The 18,839-nt window shown below is 71.5% G+C and carries 22 protein-coding genes and 1 pseudogene; 13 read left to right on the top strand and 10 right to left on the bottom strand.

Going from position 1 to position 18,839, the window contains the following annotated elements:
* Positions 1-324: 324 nt before the first annotated feature.
* On the top strand, positions 325-1,086 hold the full coding sequence (locus ABZ234_RS15450; RefSeq protein ID WP_355012479.1) for a hypothetical protein: 762 nt from the start codon (positions 325-327) through the stop codon (positions 1,084-1,086).
* Between the two features lie 122 nt (positions 1,087-1,208).
* On the opposite strand, the gene ABZ234_RS15455 is transcribed toward ABZ234_RS15450, so the two are convergent.
* The 3 genes from ABZ234_RS15455 to ABZ234_RS15465 form a co-directional block, all read right to left on the bottom strand.
* Positions 1,209-1,373 (bottom strand): hypothetical protein, encoded by a 165-nt coding sequence (locus ABZ234_RS15455; protein WP_355012480.1) that lies wholly within the window; start codon positions 1,371-1,373, stop codon positions 1,209-1,211.
* A gap of 41 nt (positions 1,374-1,414) precedes the next feature.
* Positions 1,415-2,128 carry an alpha/beta hydrolase gene (locus ABZ234_RS15460; RefSeq protein ID WP_355012481.1) on the bottom strand — a complete coding sequence of 238 codons (714 nt, stop codon included), beginning with the start codon at positions 2,126-2,128 and terminating at the stop codon, positions 1,415-1,417.
* 314 nt (positions 2,129-2,442) lie between these two features.
* A complete protein-coding gene (locus tag ABZ234_RS15465; protein ID WP_355012482.1) occupies positions 2,443-3,246 on the bottom strand; it encodes a hypothetical protein in 804 nt (267 codons plus the stop codon).
* Between the two features lie 266 nt (positions 3,247-3,512).
* Here ABZ234_RS15465 and ABZ234_RS15470 point away from each other — a divergent pair, with 266 nt between their 5' ends.
* On the top strand, positions 3,513-3,824 hold the full coding sequence (locus tag ABZ234_RS15470; protein WP_267950409.1) for a metalloregulator ArsR/SmtB family transcription factor: 312 nt from the start codon (positions 3,513-3,515) through the stop codon (positions 3,822-3,824).
* A complete protein-coding gene (locus ABZ234_RS15475) occupies positions 3,821-4,213 on the top strand; it encodes a VOC family protein (protein WP_267944740.1) in 393 nt (130 codons plus the stop codon). Before ABZ234_RS15470 ends, ABZ234_RS15475 begins: the two co-directional genes overlap by 4 nt.
* A 72-nt stretch (positions 4,214-4,285) precedes the next feature.
* Here the strand turns inward: ABZ234_RS15475 and ABZ234_RS15480 are convergent, their stop codons facing one another.
* A complete protein-coding gene (locus ABZ234_RS15480; protein WP_355012483.1) occupies positions 4,286-5,032 on the bottom strand; it encodes an SDR family oxidoreductase in 747 nt (248 codons plus the stop codon).
* 251 nt (positions 5,033-5,283) lie between these two features.
* Here ABZ234_RS15480 and ABZ234_RS15485 point away from each other — a divergent pair, with 251 nt between their 5' ends.
* The 4 genes from ABZ234_RS15485 (at position 5,284) to ABZ234_RS15500 (ending at position 8,491) form a co-directional block, all read left to right on the top strand.
* Positions 5,284-5,778 carry a DUF2243 domain-containing protein gene (locus tag ABZ234_RS15485; RefSeq protein WP_355012484.1) on the top strand — a complete coding sequence of 165 codons (495 nt, stop codon included), beginning with the start codon at positions 5,284-5,286 and terminating at the stop codon, positions 5,776-5,778.
* 2 nt (positions 5,779-5,780) lie between these two features.
* Positions 5,781-6,596, top strand: coding sequence for a cytochrome c oxidase assembly protein (locus ABZ234_RS15490; protein ID WP_355012485.1), 816 nt, complete (start codon positions 5,781-5,783; stop codon positions 6,594-6,596).
* Between the two features lie 218 nt (positions 6,597-6,814).
* Positions 6,815-7,699, top strand: coding sequence for an ABC transporter ATP-binding protein (locus ABZ234_RS15495; protein ID WP_355012486.1), 885 nt, complete (start codon positions 6,815-6,817; stop codon positions 7,697-7,699).
* A 75-nt stretch (positions 7,700-7,774) separates the two neighbouring features.
* Complete coding sequence (locus tag ABZ234_RS15500; RefSeq protein WP_267944735.1) at positions 7,775-8,491, top strand: ABC transporter permease; 717 nt, start codon at positions 7,775-7,777, stop codon at positions 8,489-8,491.
* Between the two features lie 146 nt (positions 8,492-8,637).
* Here the strand turns inward: ABZ234_RS15500 and ABZ234_RS15505 are convergent, their stop codons facing one another.
* Positions 8,638-9,243 carry a TetR/AcrR family transcriptional regulator gene (locus ABZ234_RS15505; protein WP_355012487.1) on the bottom strand — a complete coding sequence of 202 codons (606 nt, stop codon included), beginning with the start codon at positions 9,241-9,243 and terminating at the stop codon, positions 8,638-8,640.
* 176 nt (positions 9,244-9,419) lie between these two features.
* Positions 9,420-9,863 carry a nuclear transport factor 2 family protein gene (locus tag ABZ234_RS15510; RefSeq protein ID WP_355012488.1) on the bottom strand — a complete coding sequence of 148 codons (444 nt, stop codon included), beginning with the start codon at positions 9,861-9,863 and terminating at the stop codon, positions 9,420-9,422.
* Positions 9,864-10,157: 294 nt separating this feature from the next.
* Between ABZ234_RS15510 and ABZ234_RS15515 the strand changes: the two are divergent.
* A pseudogene (locus ABZ234_RS15515) lies at positions 10,158-10,310 on the top strand (TetR family transcriptional regulator); the annotation flags it as partial.
* Positions 10,311-10,428: 118 nt separating this feature from the next.
* Complete coding sequence (locus ABZ234_RS15520; protein ID WP_355012489.1) at positions 10,429-10,983, top strand: GNAT family N-acetyltransferase; 555 nt, start codon at positions 10,429-10,431, stop codon at positions 10,981-10,983.
* 435 nt (positions 10,984-11,418) lie between these two features.
* Here the strand turns inward: ABZ234_RS15520 and ABZ234_RS15525 are convergent, their stop codons facing one another.
* Both ABZ234_RS15525 and ABZ234_RS15530 read right to left on the bottom strand, forming a co-directional pair.
* Complete coding sequence (locus ABZ234_RS15525) at positions 11,419-11,994, bottom strand: YciI family protein (RefSeq protein WP_355012490.1); 576 nt, start codon at positions 11,992-11,994, stop codon at positions 11,419-11,421.
* 206 nt (positions 11,995-12,200) lie between these two features.
* On the bottom strand, positions 12,201-12,662 hold the full coding sequence (locus ABZ234_RS15530; RefSeq protein WP_355012491.1) for an SgcJ/EcaC family oxidoreductase: 462 nt from the start codon (positions 12,660-12,662) through the stop codon (positions 12,201-12,203).
* Between the two features lie 136 nt (positions 12,663-12,798).
* Here ABZ234_RS15530 and ABZ234_RS15535 point away from each other — a divergent pair, with 136 nt between their 5' ends.
* Together ABZ234_RS15535 and ABZ234_RS15540 are read left to right on the top strand one after the other, a co-directional pair.
* Positions 12,799-13,617, top strand: coding sequence for an aminoglycoside phosphotransferase family protein (locus tag ABZ234_RS15535; protein ID WP_355012492.1), 819 nt, complete (start codon positions 12,799-12,801; stop codon positions 13,615-13,617).
* 201 nt (positions 13,618-13,818) lie between these two features.
* Positions 13,819-15,324, top strand: coding sequence for an ISL3 family transposase (locus ABZ234_RS15540; protein WP_355012493.1), 1,506 nt, complete (start codon positions 13,819-13,821; stop codon positions 15,322-15,324).
* A 139-nt stretch (positions 15,325-15,463) separates the two neighbouring features.
* Here ABZ234_RS15540 and ABZ234_RS15545 read toward each other — a convergent pair whose 3' ends face one another.
* Positions 15,464-15,898 (bottom strand): hypothetical protein, encoded by a 435-nt coding sequence (locus tag ABZ234_RS15545; protein WP_355012494.1) that lies wholly within the window; start codon positions 15,896-15,898, stop codon positions 15,464-15,466.
* Positions 15,899-16,033: 135 nt separating this feature from the next.
* Here ABZ234_RS15545 and ABZ234_RS15550 point away from each other — a divergent pair, with 135 nt between their 5' ends.
* Positions 16,034-16,879, top strand: a complete 846-nt coding sequence (locus tag ABZ234_RS15550) for a helix-turn-helix transcriptional regulator (RefSeq protein WP_355012495.1) — start codon at positions 16,034-16,036, stop codon at positions 16,877-16,879.
* Between the two features lie 141 nt (positions 16,880-17,020).
* Complete coding sequence (locus ABZ234_RS15555; protein ID WP_355012496.1) at positions 17,021-17,287, top strand: hypothetical protein; 267 nt, start codon at positions 17,021-17,023, stop codon at positions 17,285-17,287.
* Between the two features lie 127 nt (positions 17,288-17,414).
* Here the strand turns inward: ABZ234_RS15555 and ABZ234_RS15560 are convergent, their stop codons facing one another.
* Positions 17,415-18,593: an oxygenase MpaB family protein gene (locus ABZ234_RS15560; RefSeq protein ID WP_355012497.1), complete on the bottom strand. Its 1,179-nt coding sequence runs from the start codon at positions 18,591-18,593 to the stop codon at positions 17,415-17,417.
* Positions 18,594-18,839: the final 246 nt, after the last annotated feature.

An 18,839-nucleotide genomic window follows, 5' to 3' on the forward strand; every position in this document is an offset into this window, starting at 1 on the left:
AGACCCTCGATTGATTGCTTGGATCGCCCTGTTGGTGGTATGCCTGCACTCCAGGGCATGAGCGAACCGGAACAGCTCTGTAGGCGCCACTATGAGAAGTCGCCGCTGTGATCGAAGACCTTCTACTGCTCAGGAGTTTCCTTGTCTTCTGACCTCACTCCCGGAGAGATCGCCGCTGCGCGGTTGCGTGCAGACCCCAGCCTGGTACAGCGACGTCTGGACCAGGATCTGGCTGCGATAGCAACGCTCGGACGTAGCGGAGTGCGTATAGAATCCGACGCAGATTCGGCTGCTGTGTGTGAGAAGCTTCGTTCTTACGCGAACATGCTGATGTTCGATTCCCCCGTCAACGCCGCGACGCAGACCAAACGCCGACTTGTTGAACTGCCTTTTACGGAACGCAGGGACGGCACGCCCGTCCGTGCATTCCACGCGTCGGCGTCCACAACAGTGCGAGAAGGAGCTGTGGTCAGCGACATTGCGGACTCCCACGGGTCACGCGTCCTGACCTTCCACCGAGCGGCGGCCGACACCGAGCTGGCTGCCGTGACCCTGTCCGCACGGGTGCGCGTGGAGACCGACGGGGCGGCCAACTTGGACGGTTACGGCTGGCCGGCGCCCCCCACCGAGCCCGTGCACACCTTCAGCGGAAGCGGACACGAGCTGATCTTCCAAGCCGCAGCCGATCTGGCCGACCAACACGTCCCGCTCGACCGGGCACTTCTCCTTCTCTGGGGAGCCACGCTCCAGGGAGGGACGCCTACCCAGGGCGAGAGGCTTCGCATTGCCGAACTCGCCGCGGCTCGAACGGGGGAGATCAACGCCTACCTCGGCCAGACCGACACCTACGCGCTGATGTCCGAGGGAGAGGGCTGGTACGGAGCCTGCCTGTATCGCTCGGCTCTGGAGAACCTGTTCGAGATCTATCTCGGCAGTCTGACTTTCACCTTGCTGGACGCCGAAGACATTGACGACACCGACGAGGAGCTCCGGACGAGCCTGTCAGGCGTGCGAGGTGCTGGCACCGCGGTCCCCGAAGGCGTTCCCGTGAGTCACTGGTGGTGGGAGATGGCCACGAACGGATAGTTAACTCTCCTATATCCGCAGGCACGCCCATAAGGTGGAAGGCGAATGGGCGAGCTGTTTCGTGCTCCCATTGAGGTTGGGTCTTGGTCCTGGGATATTGATTTCCAGGGGTGGCCAGGGGTTCAGGCCGCGCGGGCCTGCTCCGAACTCCACGGCTCTCCGTTGCCGACGGCAGCTCGGTCCTCGACCGGGGGCGTCCGTGCGGTGGACTTGCACCACGGGTAGGAGCAGGCCTCCTGCTCGTAGGATGTGCCGCTGTTCCTCTCGTCGTGCCCCGCGTCGCGCACGGGCCGGGTTCGTCGGCATGACCGTTGATCGCGGGCGGCCCTCAGAGGCCGAGCCAGGTGTGCAGGCGGTTCGCCAGCCAGGCGGGGTTCTGCAGCGGGAGACCGTGTCCGCATCCCTCGACGATCTCCAGCTCGCTGTGGGGGAGGGCCCGGCGCAGCGTCTCGGCCGACTTCTTCATGAAGGTGCGCTCCCCGGCCCCGGCGAGAAGGAGCGCCTCACCGGGGAAGGCCGACCACCCCGCGGGCGCGGTGAAGCGGATGTTCTCGCCGACGGTCGCGAGCAGCGTGCCCCTGGACACCGTCGAGGAGGTGCGGAGGTAGTCGTCGAGGAGCTCTGGCGGGATGAAGAGCTCCTTCGCCTGCAGCCGGGCGAACCTTTCGTGCTTGGCCAGCCCTGCGGTCGCAGCGAGCAGGGCGAGTACCAGGCGCGGGGCCGGTGAGGGGACGGCCTGTGCGCTCACGGCCGCGACCCGGTCGACCAGGTCCGGCCGGCGGGCGGCGAGCAGGACCGCCAACTGCGCGCCGAGGGAGAACCCGACGACCGCGACGGGCGTCGCCGCCTCCTTCTCGAGCAGCGACTCCAGTTCTGCGACCGCCTGCTCGTGCGACCGGTAGGCCGTGTCCGCGCTGCGGTCGTGTCCGGGAAGATCCGGTACGAGGAGCCGGAGCCCCGGGTTCAGGTGCGCCCTCAGGGGCTCCCACATCCACCCTGCGACGCCGCCGCCGTGCAGGAGCAGCACGGGTCTGTCCTCCACGCGGCCGAATGTCCTCATGTACACGTGCGTTCTCATTCCCGGAGGGCGGAGCGGTCGGGCGCGGGGGGTGATCCGCCGGGCTCGAAGGTCGCGGCCATTATCGCGTCGGAGCCGCGCTGTCGGACCAGGACCTGTCCCGAGTTCTGATCACGAGGGGGGCGTTCGCCCCTCGAAGGAGTGCCCGGACGACCGGCACGGTCCCGTGGACGTGGTGATGGCCCGGGCCGCCGTCCGCGGGGGCGCCGACGCAGGCACTGGTCGGGGCCCGTCCGGTCGTGCGCCTTCCGGGGCGGACAGTCGTTCCCGTCGGCTCCTCACGCGTGAAGGTCGGCCATGACCAGGTAGGCGTCGCCGGGCAACGCGTCGAGGAGCGCGTTCGTGCGGCGCAGGTACTCGCGTCGTGCCTGTCGCGCTTCGGGGCCGTCACCGGTCCCGGGCCGGTGTTCCACGGCGTACCAGGTTCCGTCCGTGTCGATCAGGGCCCATCCCGGTACCGCGCCCCGACGTGCCTGTTCCACGAACTCCTCCCGGGGTGTGGAGTAGTGCTCGACCGCGCACCCGGCGAAGTGCGTGAGTCCGGCTCCTGTGAGCTCCCGGACGGCGTCCTGGGCGTGGTAGGCCTTCAGGGCGGCCGTCCGTTCGGCCTGGGCGGTCCTTCCCGCCGGCGTCCGGACGTGCGCGGCCGTCGCCCCGGGGCGCGTCCGCTCGGCCCTTTCCCCGCCCCGCAGGAGGAACGCGCGGAGCGCCTCGGTGTCGGGGTGGCGCCGGAGTATCCCCGTGGCGCGGTCCCACCTGTCGGCCGCCCTCCCGGCCGCCGCCTCGCGCTGCGCGTCGAGGTCGAGCAGGGATGCGGGCGCCGCCGTCACCAGGCGGGGGTCGCCGTCCTCGGCGGGCAGGACCCGGGGGTCGTCGGGGTCCGTGCACAGGAACGCGTTCTCGAACCGGCCTCCGATCATCCACCGGTCCCACCAGCGGCCGGGCGGGTCCGTGTCCTCGTCCGCGTAGTCGGGTTCCCCCAGCAGGGGCAGCAGCTCCCGCAGGAGCGCCTCGCCCGGGGCGGCGCCCGCCGAGGTGTCGGGCGGCTTCGGCAGGACCACGACGACCTGGTGGTGGGACACGTTCGCCTCCTGGGGGTTTTCGGTGGGCGGAGCAGGATCGCACGGACCCACGACACGACGGCGTCCCCGACGGCCTCGTGGCCACCGGTCGAGAGCCCCGTTCACAAGGCGTCCGAGGTGCTGCGGGCGAGGAGCGGTCGTGGCGCCGGCCGACACCGGACCCGGGGCCGCACACGACCGCACCGCGGTTGACCTGCGCACTCGGAGGGCAGGCCGATACGGGACACGCCGCCCCGACTCGACAAGCAAGTGATTACTTGCCTATCATGGTGGCCGTGGCCGACCAACTCTTCAAAGCTCTGGCCGACCCGACTCGCCGCACCATCCTCGACGAGCTCACGGAGAAGTCCGGGCAGACGCTGTTCGAGATCTGCTCGCGGCTGAGCATGAGGCACCGGCTCGGCATCTCGCGCCAGGCGGTCTCCCAGCACCTCGCCGTGCTGGAGTCCGCAGGGCTCGTCGAGACCAGGCGGGAGGGCCGCTACAAGTTCCACGACCTGAACACGGCCCCGCTGCGGCACATCGCCGAGCGGTGGCCCCTGCCAGACGCATCCGGACCGGAGGGGAACACCCCATGAAGATTCACATGACCAGCGTCTTCGTCGACGACCAGGCCCAGGCCGAGCAGTTCTACACCGAGGTCCTCGGCTTCGTGAAGAAGCACGACGTCCCGGTGGGCGAGAGCGACCGGTGGCTGACCGTCGTCTCGCCCGACGAGCCCGACGGCACCGAGCTCCTCCTCGAGCCCGCCGCCCACCCGGCCGCCAGGACCTACCGCGACGCCCTGGTCAAGGACGGCATCCCGCTCGCCCAGTTCGCCGTCCAGGACGTGCAGGCGGAGTACCAGCGCCTGCGCGGTCTCGGCGTCCGCTTCACCCAGGATCCCCTGGAGATGGGCCCGGTCACCACCGCCGTCCTCGACGACACCTGCGGCAACCTGATCCAGATCGCGACCGTGCCGCAGTAGGCGCCGCCCCGCGTGCGCAGGGCCGCGGGCGGCGACCCGCCCGCGGCCCTGCCCGGTCCCGTGCCCGGGACGTCAGAACTGGTGTTCACCGCCGTCGACGTACAGGGTGGTGCCGAGCATGAAGCTGCTGTCGGGGGAGGCGAGGAAGGCCACGGCCGCGGCGACCTCCTCCGGGCGCCCCATGCGGCCGAGGGGGACCCCCGCCGCGAGGCCCGCCTTGGCTGCGGCGGCGTTCTCCTTGCCGACGGCGCCGTCGATGCCGGGGGTGTCGATGGCGCCCGGCGAGACGGCGTTGACCCGGATGCCCCGGCCCTTCAGCTCGTTGGCCAGGGTCCGCGCCAGGGAACGCACCGCGGCCTTGGACGCCGCGTACAGGCCGTAGTCCTCCCAGCCGTCGTCGGCGCGGATCGAGGCGTTCAGGACCACCGACGCGCCCTCGCCCAGCAGCGGCAGGGCCTTCTGCACGGTGAGCAGCGTGCCCCGGACGTTGACGCCGAAGGTCCGCTCGAACTGCTCCCCGGTGGCCGTCTCCAGCGGTGCGAACGAGACCGCGGCCGCGTTGGCGAACAGCACGTCCAGGCCTTCGCCGCGCTCCCGGACCGCGTCGTACAGCCGGTCCAGGTCGGCGGGGTCGGAGATGTCGCCCGCGACCGCGGTGACCGCGGGGCCGATCGACTCCGCGGCCCGCGCCAGCACGTCCTCGCGCCGGCCGCTGATGAACACGTGGGCGCCCTCGGCCGCCAACCGCGCGGCGGTGGCCAGGCCGATCCCGGTGCCGCCGCCGGTGACGACGGCGGTCCTGCCTTCCAGCTGTCCCATGGGTGCTCTCCCGAAAATTTAGGTACCGAGTGGTACAGAACCAGACCCTAGCACTTCTGTACCGATTGGTACCAATGGTGCGGGTCGACGGCTCGGAACCGTGCGAGGACCGGGCGTCCCGATGACCGCTCCGGCCCGCCGGCCCCGACCGCCGGGGCCGTGGCGGACCTGCGTTTTCACCCCCGGCCGCCGGGTAGTCGTGTGCGCGAGGCCCACGGAGAGGCGCGACCGGGGCAGGGGGAGGGGAGCCGATGTCCACACCGACACGGGCGCAGCCGCGCCCGCGCCACGGCCGCAACCTGACCGCCGGGATCCTGCTCGGGCTGGGCACCGTCGCCTTCGTCGACGAGGTGGTCTTCCACCAGCTCCTGCACTGGCACCACTTCTACGACCTGTCCACCAGCGACGTCGGCCTGGTCTCGGACGGGCTGTTCCACGCCTTCAGCTGGTTCGCCACCGTCGCCTCGCTGCTGATGGTCGCCGCACTGCGCCGCGAACGCACCTTCCGGGGCGCTGCCTTCACCGCGGGATGGCTGACCGGGGCGGGGTTCTTCCAGCTCTACGACGGATTGGTCCACCACAAGGTCCTGGGGCTGCACCAGATCCGCTACGGGGTGGACCTGGTGCCCTACGACGTGACCTGGAACGCCGTCGCCGCCGTCCTGCTCGTGGCCGGGATCGTGCTGTGGACCGTGACCGCACGACGCGCGGGCCGGCCCGCCGCAACCACCGGGGCCGGAGCCTGAGCATGCACCACCACGGACACCACGGGACCGAAGCCGCTCTGCTCGGCCCGGGCGGGTGGGTGACGGCGATCCTGCTGGTGGCCGCCCTGGCGGCCTACCCGGCCGCGGTGTCGGCCCTGTACAGGCGCGGTACCGCCTGGCCGGCGTCCCGCACCGCGCCGTGGGCGGCAGGGTGCCTGTGCGTGGGCGCCGCCCTGGTCGGCCCCCTGGCCGAACGCGCCCACCACGACTTCACCGCCCACATGGCCGGACACGTCCTGCTGGGCATGCTGGGCCCGCTCCTGCTGGTCCTGGCGGCCCCGGTCACCCTGGCCCTGCGGACCCTGCCGGTGCGCGCGGCCCGTCCCCTCGCCCGAATCCTGTCCTCGCCCCCGGCGGCCGTCCTGACCGACCCGTTCGTGGCGGGTGCGCTCAGCGTCGGCGGCCTGTGGGCGCTCTACCGGACCGGCCTGTACGCCCTCACGCACACCGACCCGCTCCTGCACGCCCTGGTCCACGCGCACGTGTTCGCCGCCGGGTACCTGTTCGCCTTCGCCGTCCTGGGCGGCCCCGACCCGGCGCCGCACCGCCCCTCCCCGCCGTGGCGGGCAGCGGCCCTGGTCCTGGCGATCGCCGCGCACAACATCCTCGCCAAGACCCTCTACGCGGCCCCGCCCGAGGGAGTCCCCGCCGAGCAGGCCCGCGCGGGCGCGGAACTGATGTACTACGCGGGAGCGCCGGTGGAGATCGCGCTGATCTTCCTGGTGTGCCGCCCCTGGATCCTGCCGCGCCGAAGGGCCTCGGACGGTCCCGGGATCGGCTCCGCGCAGGTCACCTGACGCCGTGCCCGGGGCGCCTACGCGCCCGGGGCCTCGGGCACGGCGGCCCCGGACACGAGGGGTCGGCCGCCGCTGACGGCTGTGCCCGGCCCGCTCTCCTCCCGGTCCCTCCGCGCCGACAGTGACACCACGTCACATCCCCACCCGTACGAACGTCATGGTGCATCAGTGACGTGGTGCGACTGCCGGACGGCGGCGCCGACGGCTGGAATGGGGGCATGCCAACGCAACCAGTCATCGAAGTCGAGCACCTGAACGTGAAGTACGGCGAATTCCACGCCGTGAAGGACCTGTCCTTCCACGTGGGGCGCGGGGAACTCTACGCGCTGCTCGGAACGAACGGGGCCGGGAAGACCTCGACCCTGGAGGCCGTCGAGGGCCACCGCCCCGCCACGTCCGGCACCGTGCGGGTCTTCGGGAGCGACCCGCGCGACCGCCGCGGCGTACGGCCCCGCACGGGCATCATGCTCCAGGAGAGCGGCTTCTCCCCGGACCTCACGGTCCGGGAGTCGGTCCGCCTGATCGGCCGGCTCAGCAGGCGCACGGACAGCGTCGACCGCCTGCTCGGCGTCGTCGACCTCACCAGCAAGGCCGGCACCAAGGTCTCCCAGCTCTCGGGCGGCGAGAAGCGCCGGCTGGACTTCGCCACCGCCGTGTACGGGGCACCGGAGCTGGTCTTCCTCGACGAGCCCACCACCGGCCTGGACATCCAGTCCCGGGACGCCCTGTGGGAGGCCGTGGACCGGCTGCGCGAGGACGGCTCCACCGTCGTCCTGACCACGCACTACCTGGAGGAGGCCCAGCAGCGCGCCGACCGGATCGGGCTCATGCACCAGGGCTCCTTCCACCGCGAGGGGACGGTCTCCGAGCTCACGCGCACGCTGCCCGCCACGGTCCGCTTCTCCCTCGCGCCCTCCGCCCCGGCGCTGCCGCTGCCCGCCGTGCCCCAGGGCGACGGAACGTTCCTCGTCGAGACCACCGGTCTGCAGGAGGACCTGCGCGCGCTCCTGAACTGGGCGCACGACCACGGGGCGGAACTGCGCGACCTCCAGGCCGGGCCGACCCGCCTCGACGACGTCTTCCGCGCCATCGGCAGCGAGTAGACCGTGCGGTCCCTTCCGGACCCGGCCGTCGCCGGCCGCCCTTCTTCCGCAACTTCCAGTCAAAGGATCCCCGCCATGCTCGCGATCGCTCACGGTGAGCTGATCCAGATCTTCCGGAACCGGCTGATCCTGGTCACCATGCTCGTCATGCCCGCGGCGTCCAGCGCCTTCTACATGTACCTGCACGACCGCATCCCGGCCCTCGACCTCGGGGCCGTCGCCGCGGTGCTGATGTTCCTCGTCGTGACGATGGGGCTCTACACCACCGCCGTCACCACGCTGGCCTCCCGCCGCCAGAACCTGTTCCTCAAGCGGCTGCGCTCCACCGCGGTGGACGACACCCGCATCCTCGCCGGGCTGCTGCTCCCGGTCACCGCGATCACGCTGGCCCAGGTGGGCGTGGTCCTGGTCGTGCTGTCCGTCGTCGCCGACCCGCCGGCCGACCTCCTGCTCACAGGGGCGGCCACCCTGGCGACGGTGGTCATGATGATCGGACTGGCGCTGGCCACGGCCGGGGTGACCAACTCTCCCGAGCACGCCCAGGTGACCACCCTGCCCGTCCTCATCGGCGTGCTCGCCGTGTCCGGCTGGGTCGGGTTCACCGGCACCGAGGAGCTCACCCTGCTCAAGCGGCTGCTCCCCGGCGGTGCGGCTTCCGAGCTGGTCGTCAACGCCTGGAACGGCGGCGTCCCGCTCTCGGAGTCGCTGTTCCTGCTGGCCCCGACCCTGGCCTGGGTCGTCGTCGCCGTCACCCTGGCAACCCGGATCTTCCGGTGGGAACCGCGCCGCTGAGCCGAGGAGCCGTGGGCGCGCGGACGGCGGACGCCGAGGGGCGGCGCTGCGGGCCACGGTCAGCACCCGGGCGTCCGCACCGTTCCCGGTGCGGGCGCGGCAGCGCCCGGGCAGGCGCCCGCGAGCCCGTCACGGAGGGGCGCCCGCTACGGCAGCCAGTTCCGCAGCGCCATGTCGGCGCTGTCCTGGAGCTCGTCGCGGCCGAGGCCGTTGGCGGCCTGGACGGCGATGCCGAACGCCACCGTCATGATGTACCGGGCCAACCGCCGCGGGTCGGCGTCCTCCGGGAGGTCGCCCTCGTCGACGGCCCGCCGGAAGCGCTCCTCCAGGCGCAGCGTCGCGTCGTTGCGCCAGGCGACGAGCATGTCGTGCGCGGGCCTGCCCCCCTCGCCCGACGCCAGCGCGCCCTGCACGCCCAGGCACCCGGGAGGGCCTTCGGGGAGGGTCGTGGTCCGCACCGAGCCGCGCAGGAGCGTCTCGGCGACCTGTCGGGCGGTCGGCTCCTCCATGGCGCGCGCCGCGTAGGAGGCCGGCCCCTCGGTGTAGCGCTCCAGGGCCTTGCGGAACAGCTGCTCCTTGTTGCCGAAGGCCGCGTACATGCTCGTCTTGGTGATCCCCATGGCACCGGTCAGGTCGGCGAGGCTCGCCCCCTCGTAGCCCCTCTCCCAGAAGACGCGCATGGCGCACTCCAGCGCCTCGTCGACGTCGAACTCCCTGGGACGGCCGATGACAGTACTCCGGGAAACACCCATGCCACGATCCTAACCGGTCGGTACAGAAAACCGGGGCGAGGAGCAGCGGCCGGGCGGGCCCCGGCCTCCGCCCGGCCCCGCGCCGGTGCCGCCCGGGCGGCACCGGCGCGGACGCGCCCCGGAAAGGGCGTCCTACGTCAGGGGCCGACTCCGACGGAAGCCCTCACGGGCGGCCCTCACCGGTCGTCGGAATCGAAGGCCTCGGCGACGGCGAGGCTGTCCTCGTAGACGTGGTGCCTGGTGACCAGGCCGTCCTCGAAGGTGAGGTGCATGGCGAACCGGGCGCGGTACGCGCGTCCGGTGGGACGGGCGGTCTGGCGGATCTCCCCGAGCACGACCGCGTCGTTCCCGTCGACGAGGACGCGTTCGATCTCGGTCCCCACCTGCTCCGGCACATGGTGCTCGGCGATCTCGCGGTAGTGGGCGGCCGCGTCGGCCCGGGTGGAGCGGTGGCGGATCCAGGGCGTGGCGGCGCGGCCGTGCTCGGCCTGCGGCCAGCTCAGCTTCCAGTCGCCCCGCTCGGCGTACAGGTCGGCGATGCGCTCGGGGTCGCCCTCGCCGATCCTGCGCAGCAACTCCTCCACCGCTGCACGGGTGTTCGCGGTCGCTGTTGTCGACATGGTCGGCTCCTCCGTAGGGACCGCCTCCTGCTCGGGCGGCGAAGGCCCCAACCTAGCCCGTGGCGAGGACGATCGGACTCTCCACGACCGGGGCGGGGGGCTGCCCCGGCCCGCTCCCGGACGGGGCGGCCAGGCGGACCCCCGGTCGCGCACGGCTGTCGGCCGGTGGCTCCAGAACCCGTAACCGCCGTCGCGCGTGGTCGGCGTCGTCGCTCCTTCCCGTTCGCCCAGGTCCGACAGGAGCGACCTCGCCGGGTGACGTCCCAGGAGTGTCGTCATCGTCAGGGGCGGTCCATGGCGAGATGGAACCCGGGAACGCAGGGGCGGCTCGAGCAGGCCGCACTGGAACTGTTCACGGACCACGGGTACGACAACGTGACCGTGGCGCGCATAGCCGAGCGCGCGGGCATCACCCGGCGCTCGTTCTTCCGCTACTTCCCCGACAAGCGCGAGGTCCTGTTCGGCGGCTCTCCAGCGCTGAACGCCGCCGTGCACGCCGACAGGGGAGTGGGCCGGCACGATAGTCCCGTCGCTCGTGGGCCCGGGCCCCTCTATCGTGGCCGCCATGGTCCACCCCCCGCTCGGGACTCTGCCGGAGACGCTGCCCACCCGGATCCCCGACGTGTCCCTGCGCGTGCTCACCCCCGCAGACGCCGTCGGCATCCGGGCTCTCCTGCAGGCCAACACCACCCATCTGACCCGCCACGGCGACTTCACCGAACAGGTCCGGGCTTCTGTGGAGGAGATCGAGGAGGCACTGGCCCACTCCACCGGGAAGGAACGCGCCTACGGCATACGACTGCGCGAGAGCCTGGTGGGCCAGGTCAGCGTCATCGCGGCCGCTCCACCGCACTACGGCCTGGGCTACTGGCTCGCCCGGGCCGCCACCGGGAAGGGCCGGGCAGGCGCGGCCTGCGCCGCTCTCATCGGGAGCGCCTCCACCCTCCTGGGCGCCACCGACATGTTCGCGGGCGTCACCCGTGGCAACGACCCGAGCGCCGCCGTACTGCGCAGGCTCGGATTCGCCCCGGTCGAGGAGTTCCCGACCTACACCCGTTTCCACCTGCCGTTGACCTCCCCCGGCCCCGGGGAGTGCTTTCCGAAGGCTTGCGGTCGATGAGCGGCCGTCCGGGCGATCACTCGCTCGACGACATGCGGCGTTGAGCCCGGCCGTACTTCACGGGCGCACAGGTGCGGCGTGAGAAAGACCGGTGGAAGCGCACCCGAGACAACCCGAAAAGCACGACCCGGTGCCGTGTCGGCCGACGTCCGCGTGGGGCCGAGGGCACGGGTGATGTACGGTGCGGTGCTCGATGCCGAGGGGTCTCGGATCGAGGTCGGGGAGGCGGCGGTGATCTGTGAGAACGCGGTGTTGCGCGGGTCTGCGGTCGCCGGCGATCAGCCGGTACGAGCACATCGCGGAGGTCCGCGTCGCCGAGTTCGGCACGCACGCGGACGACGAGGTCCTGAATCCGGCCGGCGCCGCACCGGCGGCCCTTGCGCGGTGGTGGGGTGACGCGCCGTCGTCGACAGGGTCAACGTCGCCGATGCGGCGCTAGTTGCGTCCGCCGCGGCACCAGCGCTGTGCGGACAGTGCGGCGGGGGCGTCCGCAAGCCGGTCCGCGAACGGCCGCACGGCCTCCACCGCCTCGTCCGGCAGAGCCCGCACGACCGCGATCATCCCGGTCGTAGCCGCCCCGTCGTCGTCGACGAGGAGTGCCGCGAAGAGCAGGCGGCCGCCGGGGCCGGCGTCCGTCGGCAGCAGGTCGGACCCACCTCCCGAACGGGGCCTCGGGGCCCACGCACCGGTGACCAGCGTGTGGGGCGCCTCCGCCCCGTCCGTGTCCGGCCCGTGGTCGAACAGGAGAACCGCGCGGAGGGCCGTGTACCCGGCGTAGAGCCCGGCCGACCAGTAGGGCTCCTCGGTCGCGAACCGCTCTGCGGCGGCGCGGTCGGGGACCTCGACCACGTGGACGCTTCCCGTGTGCTCCTCACCGTCATCGTCCAGGGTGGGGCCTCGCAGGACGAACCGGTCCTCGAACCGGTCCATGTAGGACCAGTGCTCCTCCGCGAGGTCGTACAGTTCGGACCCCAGCCCGGGGCGGTCCTCGGCGTGCACGTGAAACAGCATGGGTGAAAGGTACCGGAACGTCCCCTGGGGGCACCGGGCCGGGGCAGGACCGGCCGCCTTCGCCGACGACGCCGGTGCCCGGGCGCCCGCGTTGCGGGGGACGGGGCCGACCGGTCCGAACACGACCGGACGGCGGCCCCGCGCCACGACGGGATTCCCTGCCGGTACGGGGCCACTGTCCGCGGTGACCGGTGAACGGGTCCGGCTCAGCGGGCCGGGGGCGGCTCCGGCGGGCGCATGCGGCCGTTCTGGAAGGAGGTGAACAGCCATGCTCCGCTCTCGCGGACGGCCACGCGTGTCTGGATGGACAGGTCCTCGGGCCGACCGGTGCGGGCGCCCGGCCACAGCACGCAGACACCGCTGGTGATGATCACCGCCAGGTCGGAACCGACGAAACGGATGTGCCATGCCTGTGGGTCGGTGAGCCGGGTGCCCGCCATGAAGGTGTCGAACCCCTCCTGCATGCTTGCTGCGATCCCGGCCCGGGTACGCAGGTGGGAGCCGTCGACGGCGACGAAGTCGGCGTCCTCGGTGAAGGTCGCGGCGAACGCCGTCCCGTCGCCCGCGGCCCAGGCCCGCTGTTGGGCCGCCACCAGGCCGTGCAACTCCTCCCGCGCCGCTTCCTGCGCGTCGTCCCCTCGCACGGGTCGTTCCTCCTCCGTGGTCATGATCGTTCTCCTCCCGTCCGCGTGTTGATGGCCGCGAAGATGGGTTCTGGCACTGATCTTGTGGTGCGGTGACAGTCCGTCACCCGACAATAAGATCCTCGAGGCCGCCGCTCATCTATGTGGGAGAACTCCGTCCATGGCACGTTCACCGTGGAGTACCCACATCGTCGAACTCGGCCCACACATCGTGACCAAACGCTTCCGGCCCGGCGACCACGACCGGTGTGCTCGGGAGTGGCACGCGCTCACGCTGCTTGCCACGCATGCACCCGGGGTGGCCCCTCGACCGCTCACGGTCGACTTCGCGACCTCCCGCCCCGTGGTGACGATGACCAGGCTGGACGGTGAACCGCTGCGCGGCCAGATTCTGGACGCCGTGAGCACGGCGGCCTTGGTCGAGACCGTCACCGAACTCCAGAACGCGGTGTCCCCGGGCGTGCTCGACCGCCTTCCCGCACGGCCCGGACACCAGCGGCACCTCCTCGAGTTCGTACACACCTGGGCCCCGAGGGTACGCCCCGGCCTCAGCCACTACGCAGCCCGAGCTCTGGACGAAGGGCTGACCTGGTTGACCGACTCTGCCCTCCGGGGTACCAGCAGGCCGAATGTCCGGTCGGTGTTCGGTCCCGGGGACGGCAACCTCGCCAACTACCTTTGGGACGGGTCCCGGGTCCGTGTCGTCGACTTCGAAGAGTCCGGTCGAAGTGACCGGGCCTTCGAACTGGCAGAGATCACCGAGCACGTCGGGAGTTGGGTGGAACACCCCCTCGATGTATCGGCCTTCCTGAGTCGGTTCGCCCTCACCCCGGCCGAGTCGGAGCGGCTCCACGAGTGCCGGCGCCTTCTCGCCCTGGTCTGGTTGTTGCTGCTGTGCCGTGATGAGAAGGGTGAGCGGCGAAACCCCCCTGGCACCACGTATCGCCAGGCCAGGCGACTTTTGGACCTTCTCATGTGACCAACCACTGTCACCCGACACGAGCACCGACTTTTCGGTTCCTGGCACTGATTCTGCGGTTTGCTCCGGAAGATCCACGGAACTCTGTGATCCTGAGCCGCGTGCGAACTCCAGGCGATCGATGAGTTGCTCCCGCATCTGTCCAGACTCGCGGTAGAAGACGTAGAACGAGTTCCGGGGAAGCTCCGCGTCGCAGCTCGGGTGCGCGCTGGTGCCGGGACATGTCCAAGGTGCGGTGCGGAGTCCACCCGCGTGCACGGCCGCTACGACCGCACCGTCCGCGACAGCACGGTCGGCGGAGCAGAGGTCGTCATCCGGTTGCGCATCCGCCGGTTCCGATGTCCCGACCCGACCTGTCCGGCAGTGACGTTCGCGGAACAGATACCAGGGCTGACCTCACCTCATGGCCGATTCAGCCTGCCGCGCAAAGAAGCCATGACCGCGATCGCGCGAGCCCTCGCCGGTCGCGCGGGTGCCCGGTTGGCGCGGCTGCTCGGGATGCCGGTCAACCGGATGACGCTGCTGCGCGCACTGCGGGCACTGCCCGGCCCCGAACTGGCCACGGCACCTGCGAACCTGGGGGTAGACGACTTCGCACTCAAGCGCGGGAACGTCTACGGGACGGTCCTTCTCGACATGGACACCCACCGGCCCGTCGACCTGCTCCCTGGACGCACCTCCTCCGCTTTCGCGGGGTGGCTGAAGGAACACCCTGGTGCACGGGTGATCTGCCGGGACCGCTCCGGGTCCTACGCCGACGGAGCCCGCATTGGAGCACCTGCGGCTCTCCAGGTTGCCGACCGCTTTCACCTCTGGCAGAACCTCACCGAAGTGGTCGACAAAACGGTTCGTGCTCACCGGTCCTGCCTGGTCGAAGCTCCGCTGCGTGCCTGCGAAGCCGAGACCGTCGAGCCATCGGATACCCCGGCCCCAGAGATGCGCGACGTCAACGGGGGCGAACGGCGCCTGGTCGTCAGGACCATCGAACGCCACGCCGCCGTGCACGCACTCCTGGCCGAGGGTTACTCCCTCAACGCCATCTCTCGCCGACTCGGGCTGGTCTTTCGTACCGTGCGCCGGTTCGCCCAGGCCGCGAACGCCGAAGAGCTGCTGGTCGGGGCTCTTCACCGCCCCAGCAAGCTGGACGACTTCAAGCCGTACCTGAACCAGCGGTGGAACGAGGGCTGCCGCACCAGCGCCGAACTCCACGAGGAGATCAGGGAACACGGCTGGACCGGCAGTGTGAGTACGGTCCGGCGGTATGTGCGCACCTGTTTGGGTGGCGCTGAGGTCGCCCCGACCTCGCTCCCCTCACCGAAGCCGCGCCATATTACCGGCTGGATCATGTCCCACCCGCAGGGCCTGGACCCTGGCGAGGCGGTGCGCCTCAAAGTGGTCCTTGACCAGTGCCCCGAACTCGATGCCCTGGCCGGACACGTCCGTGACTTCGCGCAGATGATGGTCCACCGGGAAGGGCACCGGTTGGACGGATGGATCGCCGCCGCGTCCGCGGAGCCTCTTCCTGCGCTGCGTTCCTTCGCTCGCAGCCTCAGTCATGACCACGCGGCGGTCCGCGCCGGCCTGAGCCTGCCTTACAGCTCTGGAGCGGTGGAGGGCACCGTGAACAAGATCAAGATGCTCAAGAGGCAGATGTTCGGCCGAGCGAGCTTCGACCTACTGCGCATCCGTGTGCTCTACCCCCTCTGAGTAACGGACTGTCACCACACCACAAGATCAGTGCCAGAACCCATCCCCGCGGCCGACAACACCGCGGCCCTCCGAGGGGGCCGTCCTGTGTGCTTCCCCGACGGTGGATCCGCCGGAGCCTCTTCAGGTATCCCGCCGGTCACCGCACCATGGCATTCCGCAGAGCCAGGAACTCCAGTCCCGCGTAGACCGCCACGACCACCGCTCCGCTCAGCAGGAACGCCGTCCCCAGACCGGTGAGCGGGATCGGCCCCGCGAACACCAGGACCGCGAGCGCCACGCAGGACAGCGCGTTGCCCGTGACGACCAGAGCGGTGTACCGGACCGGGACGGCCGGGTAACCGGCGATCAGCCCCAGGGCGACGGCGCCGCCGAGCATGGCGATACCGAACGGAACCGACCAGGCGAGCGGGAGCCCCAGCACCTCGACGAACGGCCGACCAGCGGCCAGCAGGACCGCACCGAAGACCGCGGTGCTCCAGCCGTCGATCCGCAGGACGGTGCGCAGCTGTTCCGCCGCACTGCCGCCGATCGCCGTGCGCGCGGCAGAACCCGCCCCGATCGATGCGTTCATACCGGCTCCTCCTCCTTCGTGCGGCCCGTACGGGCCGCGTGGGGGGAAAGACTCCCACCGTCCGCTCAGCGCCTCAATAACCTCCGAGGTCATGGCGGCGGCTCCCCTGCAGACCGAGGACCTATTCTTCCGGACATGGAAACGCGAGAGCCGTCGGCCGCGGGCCCCCTGCTGCGGGACTGGCGCCGACGCCGCAAGCTCAGCCAGCTCGACCTGTCCCTGCTGGCCGACACCTCCGCGCGGCACCTGTCCTACATGGAGACCGGGCGGGCCCGCCCGAGCCGGGAGATGCTGCTGCGGCTGTCGGCCGCGCTGGACATCCCTCTGCGCGAGCGCAACACCCTGCTGCTGGCCGGAGGGTACGCCCCCGCCTACCGGGAGAGCAGCCTCGACGACGCGTACATGGCCTCGGTCCGCTCGGTCCTGGAGACCGTCCTGGCGACGCACGAGCCGTACCCGGCCGTCGTCGTGGACCGGCTGTGGAACGTGGTGCGGGGCAACTCCGCCATGTCCGTCCTCATGGAGGGCGTTCCTGCGCACCTGTCGGAGCCCCGGCCGAACGTGTTCCGGCTGGTGTTGCACCCCGAGGGCCTCGCCGCGCGCCTGGTCAACCTGGGCGAGGTGCGCGAGCTGTTCCTCGACCGGTTGCTGCACCAGGTCAACACCACCGCCGACGCCGACCTGCGGGCCCTCTACGAGGAGGTGTCGCGCTATCCCGCCCCCGGGGAGCCCGCCGACGCCGACACCGGTCCGGCGGACGGGCCGAACCCCATCCGGGTGCCGCTGCGCCTGCGCACCCCCCTCGGAGAACTGGCGCTGTTCAGCACCATGGCCACCTTCGGCGCGCCGGCCGACGTGACGCTGTCGGAGCTGGCGATCGAGCTGTTCTACCCCTTGGACCGCTTCACCGCCGACACACTGCGCGCCCTGGTGCCGGCGTCCCCGAAGAACTCCGCCGCTCCCGAGAACGCGTTCCCGTAGCCCGACGACACGTCGTGACGGGGCACCGGCGGCGCACCGCCGCCGGGACGGTGGTCCCGGCACGGCGGACCGGCGGCACCCCGGACCCGCGCCGGCCCCCTGTGGTGTCCTTGTCACCGGATCTGGCGCCGAGAGGTGATGATGGCCCGGCGCTTTCGCACCGAGGACGGTGAGCGGACAGGGGCCGGCGACCGGGTGTGGACCACGAACCACCGGCCCCGGGTGATCACGGGCGTCGCGGACAGGCTCGGCGCCGCCCGGGTGCTCATGGAGCACACCGAGGCCGGCCACCACACCCTCGACACGGCGGTCGAGGACTTCGGGGACCACGTCTACGAGTCGCACCCTCCCGAGGAGGGGTGCCACCGCGCGGGCTGCCGGTGCCGCCCCTGGGGGACCCGCGCCTGAGCTGCGGCGCCGGGCCCGCCGACCGCGGGGACGTCCTCGAGCCCCCGCCGTCGGGCCGCCGGATCCGTCGGGCGGGAGCGTGGCGGCGTTCGAGAGGACGCCGTCGAGGCCCCCGTGGCCCGGCGGCTCAGGAGGGCGAGACGTGGTCCTGGTAGGCGGTGCTGTCGGTGAGGGTGGCGGCGAGGCCGCGGATCGCGGAGATACCGACCTCCTCGGCCTGCCGCAACGCTCCGGGGGCCTGCAGCTGGTAGCTGCGCGCCTTGGCCTCGCCCGCCGCGATCAACGGCAGCAGCGCCGTGAAGGGTGACTCCGGGATGCCCATGGCTGTGGCCTTCGCGCCGTGGAAACGGTGGGCGAGTGCGTGCATCAGGTCGCGCCAGCCCGGCCCGTCCATCGGCGACTGCGGCGCGGAGGCGAGGTTGGCGCTGGCCGCGTCGAACAGCGCCCCGACGAGTTGCCTGCTGTTCTCGTCCGGTGCGGCGGAGGTCGAGTCGAGCAGGTCCAGCAGCTCGCCGGCCTGCTCGTGGCCCTCGATGCCGAGGAAGAACTCCTCGTCGAGGCCCAGCAGGTGGCCCACGTACCACCAGTAGCGGTAGAGGAGGGACTGTTCCTCCTCGGTGAGCCGGTAGCCGATGCCCTCCAGGAGCTTGAAGGGCACGACGGTGAAGTCGAGCCATGTGCGTGCGACGTCGGCCTGGTTGATCGGCACCCCCCACCGGTCGGAGTCCCAGCCGTGCTTGGTGGCCGCGGCGCGGACGCGTGCGTGCAGCAGCCGGACCTGCACGGTCTGCACGAGACCGGAGGCGCCCTGGAGCAGGCCGCCGGGCAGGATCGCCGAGGCGTTCCACAGCCCGGTCTCGGCGAGCCGGCGCGGCGCCGTCGAGGTCAGCCGGCCGGTGCCCACGAGCAGTCGCGCGATCGCGGGGGAGCTGTAGGTGTGGGTCAGCGAGCCGACGGAGAAGGCGAGACTCCTCCAGTGGAACGGCACGGCGAGCGAGGGGCGGTCGCCCTCCTTCAGGAGTTCGCGTGAGACCCATGCGGGCACGGTCTCCGCGTGGGCGAGCAGGGCGTCGACGGCCGGCGGGGCGTCCGGCACGCTCGCACGGCCCTCGGCGAGGCCGCGCTGGAGGGCGGCGCGGGCGGAACGGCCGTGTTCGTCGAACTCGGCGATGACGGCGTCGGCGAGAGGGTCGCCCACCTGCAGCATGGGCACCAGGAAGTCGACACGGTCGCCGTGGCGGGTCCGCGCGGCGGCGAGGTCGACGAGCCGCTCGGGCACGGACTGGGTGTGGTTCACATCGGTCATGAGGTCGTTTCTATCCTCCCGTGCCCGGAGGCAGCCACGGCCTGCCGATCCCCCCTTCCCCCGGCGGAGGCGGGCTCCCCGGGGCGCGCCCGCCCGGGCTCGGGGGCGGACCGGCCCCGTCGTACGGGGGAGCGGTCCCCGCTGTTCCATCCTCTCTCTATCCTGCATAGAATAACTTCTATCTTCCATAGAAGAGAGTGGTGCGGGAGGAACCCGCGCCACTCAGGACGAGAACCACGCGACCCC

This window comes from Nocardiopsis sp. NPDC006198 (genome assembly GCF_040613895.1).
Classification (GTDB): Bacteria; Actinomycetota; Actinomycetes; order Streptosporangiales; family Streptosporangiaceae; genus Nocardiopsis; species Nocardiopsis tropica.